The organism is Flavobacterium sp. (assembly GCF_023151265.1).
Taxonomy (GTDB): Bacteria; Bacteroidota; Bacteroidia; order Flavobacteriales; family Flavobacteriaceae; genus Flavobacterium.
Genome location: NZ_JAKLJH010000197.1, coordinates 1 through 3,158, shown reverse-complemented (window position 1 = coordinate 3,158; position 3,158 = coordinate 1). Strand labels below are relative to the sequence as shown.

The 3,158-nt window shown below is 33.0% G+C and carries 3 protein-coding genes and 1 pseudogene; 2 read left to right on the top strand and 2 right to left on the bottom strand.

The genetic code is table 11. From position 1 onward, the window contains the following. Both L6Q46_RS13340 and L6Q46_RS13335 read left to right on the top strand, forming a co-directional pair. Positions 1-594, top strand: a pseudogene (locus tag L6Q46_RS13340) (glycosyltransferase family 2 protein); the annotation flags it as partial. A gap of 71 nt (positions 595-665) precedes the next feature. Beyond that, a complete protein-coding gene (locus L6Q46_RS13335; RefSeq protein WP_026725728.1) occupies positions 666-1,502 on the top strand; it encodes an OmpA family protein in 837 nt (278 codons plus the stop codon). A gap of 51 nt (positions 1,503-1,553) precedes the next feature. Here L6Q46_RS13335 and L6Q46_RS13330 read toward each other — a convergent pair whose 3' ends face one another. Together L6Q46_RS13330 and L6Q46_RS13325 are read right to left on the bottom strand one after the other, a co-directional pair. Further along, positions 1,554-2,174, bottom strand: a complete 621-nt coding sequence (locus tag L6Q46_RS13330) for an L-threonylcarbamoyladenylate synthase (protein WP_291284716.1) — start codon at positions 2,172-2,174, stop codon at positions 1,554-1,556. Positions 2,175-2,206: 32 nt separating this feature from the next. Further along, positions 2,207-3,158: 3'-5' exonuclease (locus L6Q46_RS13325; RefSeq protein WP_291284715.1), on the bottom strand; the 952-nt coding region annotated here is incomplete at its 5' end.

Sequence of the window (3,158 nt, the reverse complement as noted above, 5' to 3'; positions counted from 1 at the left end):
ATTGATAAATTTGGTTATCCTTTTTGCCGTGGACGAATTTTCGATACGATTGAAGAAGATAATAATCAATACGATGATGAAATTGAAATCTTTTGGGCAACAGGAGCTTGTTTCTTTATCCGAAAAGAAGTCTACCAAAAACTAAACGGTTTTGATGATGATTTCTTTGCCCACCAAGAAGAAATTGATTTGTGTTGGCGAGCTTTTAATTTGGGCTACAAAATAAAATATACTTCAAAGTCAATAGTGTATCATGTTGGTGGTGCAACTCTAAACGAAGGAAATCCAAGAAAAACGTTTTTGAATTTTAGAAATTCATTGTTGATGTTAACCAAGAATTTACCTAAAAATCAATTGTTCTCAATCATTTTTATGCGTTTGTGCTTAGATGGACTTGCAGGAATTCAATTTATTTTGAAAGGAAAATTTAAACATTGTCTCGCAATTATTCAGGCTCATTTTGCATTTTATGGTGTTGTGAATCAATTCTATAAAAAAAGAGGTACAATTCAAAAATCAAATTACCACAAAATAAACAGCATCGTTTATCGTTACTTTATCAAGAATGGCAAGGTCTTTGCTGACCTTTTTTAACAATAGTTTAGGTTTAAAAAAGCTATTTTTTAACAATTTCCATTTAATTTTGTAAAAAAAATAATTATCGTATGAGAAGAGTAATGTTATTCGCCACAGTAGCTGCTATTTCATTAAGTTCATGTGTTTCAAAAAAGAAATACACTGAATTAGAAGCTAAAAACAAAGAAATTCAAGATTTATTAAACACGGCAACGGTTAAATTAAACACTTGTTTGACTGAAAGAGAAGCTTTAGCACAACAAGTTGACTTCTTAAAGAAAAACAATACCGATTTAATCAACAATATGGGTAATTTAACTACGTTAACTACCAAAGGTGCTGAAAATCTGGAAAAATCATTAGAAAGTTTAAAAGAAAAAGATTTAAAAATCACACGTTTACAAGACGCTTTAACTAAAAAAGACAGTGTAACATTGGCTTTAGTTACAAGTTTAAAACGCGAAGTAGGAATCGACGATCCAGACATTAACATCAATGTTGAAAAAGGAGTTGTGATGATTTCGATTGCTGATAATTTATTATTCAAATCGGGAAGTTACGAAGTAAGTGATAAAGCAAAAGGTGTTCTAGCTAAAGTAGCTAAAGTAATCAATAGCAAACCGGACTTCGAATGTATGGTAGAAGGTCATACAGACAATGTGCCGATTAAAAATGCTGTATTATTAGACAACTGGGATTTATCAGTGAAAAGAGCTACTTCAATCGTAAGAGTTTTACATAAAGAATTAGGTGTTAGTCCAAAACAATTAATTCCAGCAGGAAGAAGTTCGTATATTCCTTTAGTGGAAAATGATTCTCCAGCAAACAGAGCTAAAAACAGAAGGACACGCATTATCATTATGCCAAAAATTGACCAATTCTACGATATGTTAGAAAAGGAAATGAAGAATTTAGAAGGGAAATAATTTACCTTTAAAATATAAAAAACGCCTCAAGTGATTGAGGCGTTTTTTATTTTATAATATATCTAAACTTCCTTTTCCTTCACGAATTACTTCCGGTTCGTAGCCTGTTAAATCTATAATAGTTGAAGCAACGTTGTCACCATAACCACCATCGATAACTAAATCTACTTTGTTATTCCATTTTTCAAAGATTAATTCTGGATCGGTTGAATATTCAATTACCTCATCTTCATCGTGAATTGAGGTTGAAACAATAGGATTTCCTAATAGTTTTACAATTTCACGAGCAATGTTGTTGTCAGGAACACGAATACCAACGGTTTTCTTTTTTCTAAATTCTTTTGGTAAATCGTTATTCCCCGGCAAAATAAACGTGTATGGTCCAGGTAAAGCGCGTTTTAAAATTTTAAATGTGGAAGTATCAATTTGTTTCACATAATCAGAAAGATTACTTAAATCGGAACAAACGAAAGAAAAATTGGCTTTTTCTAACTTAATTCCTTTGATTTTTGCAATTTTCTCTAACGCACGAGAATTGGTAATATCACAACCTAAACCATAAACGGTATCGGTTGGATAAATGACTAAACCTCCGTTTTTTAAAACCTCAACCACTTTTTTAATTGCGGCTTCGCTGGGTTTGTCTTCGTATATTTTAATTATTTCTGACATCTTATTTTTGTTTCAAGTTAATCTAAAAACTTCTATCCTATAACCTCCAACTTCGCAAATCGCAACAACAACTTCTTTAATCCGCCAACATCAAAGCGAATTTCTGCTTTTTTGTCTGCTCCTATTCCTTCAATGTTTACGATTTGTCCTTTTCCAAAACGTTCGTGCATTACGATATTTCCAACGTTTAAATTTGCATCGACAACATTAGAACTCCCTGAATTACTTGAAACAGGTTTTAAACGTCTAATATTTGCTGTGGGACTTGGTTGGTCTTGTGTTAAATATTTTGGCGGTGTTCCTGCAGTTGGTTTTGCTAATCTTAATTTAGATTTATCAATATCGCCAAAAACATCAATATCCATAACTGGTTTGTAACGATAACCCGAATCTACTGGATTCAAATATTCTAAATATTGGTCATTAATTTCTTCAATAAAACGCGAAGGTTCACTATCTACTAATTTTCCCCAGCGGTAACGCGATTGCGCATACGTCAAATACGCTTGATGTTCGGCACGAGTTAAGGCTACATAAAACAAACGACGTTCTTCTTCTAATTCGCTTCGGGTGTTCAAACTCATCGCACTTGGAAACAAATCTTCTTCTAATCCCACAATAAACACATGTGGAAACTCTAATCCTTTGGCCAAGTGAATCGTCATTAGCGCTACTCTATCGTCATCGCCTGTGTCTTTATCTAAATCGGTGGCTAAAGCTACATCTTCTAAAAATTCAGCTAACGCACCTCTTGCTCCATCAATTTCTTTTTGCCCTTCGGTGAAGTCTTTGATACCGTTTAGTAATTCTTCAATATTTTCAATTTTCGCAATTCCTTCTGGAGTTCCGTCTTTCTTAAGTTCTTGAACTAATCCGGTTTTCTTCGTAACATGATCGGTTAAGAAAAACGCATCTTGATTTTCATTGATAACTTGGAAACTCTTAATCATCGTCACAAAATCATTCAATTTAGCTTTTGTTCCT

What these genes read in the sequence shown, in the direction of transcription:
- L6Q46_RS13335 (WP_026725728.1), top strand. Translation starts at nt 666, where the DNA reads ATGAGAAGAGTAATGTTATTCGCCACAGTAGCTGCTATTTCATTAAGT.
- L6Q46_RS13330 (WP_291284716.1), bottom strand. Translation starts at nt 2,174, where the DNA reads ATGTCAGAAATAATTAAAATATACGAAGACAAACCCAGCGAAGCCGCA.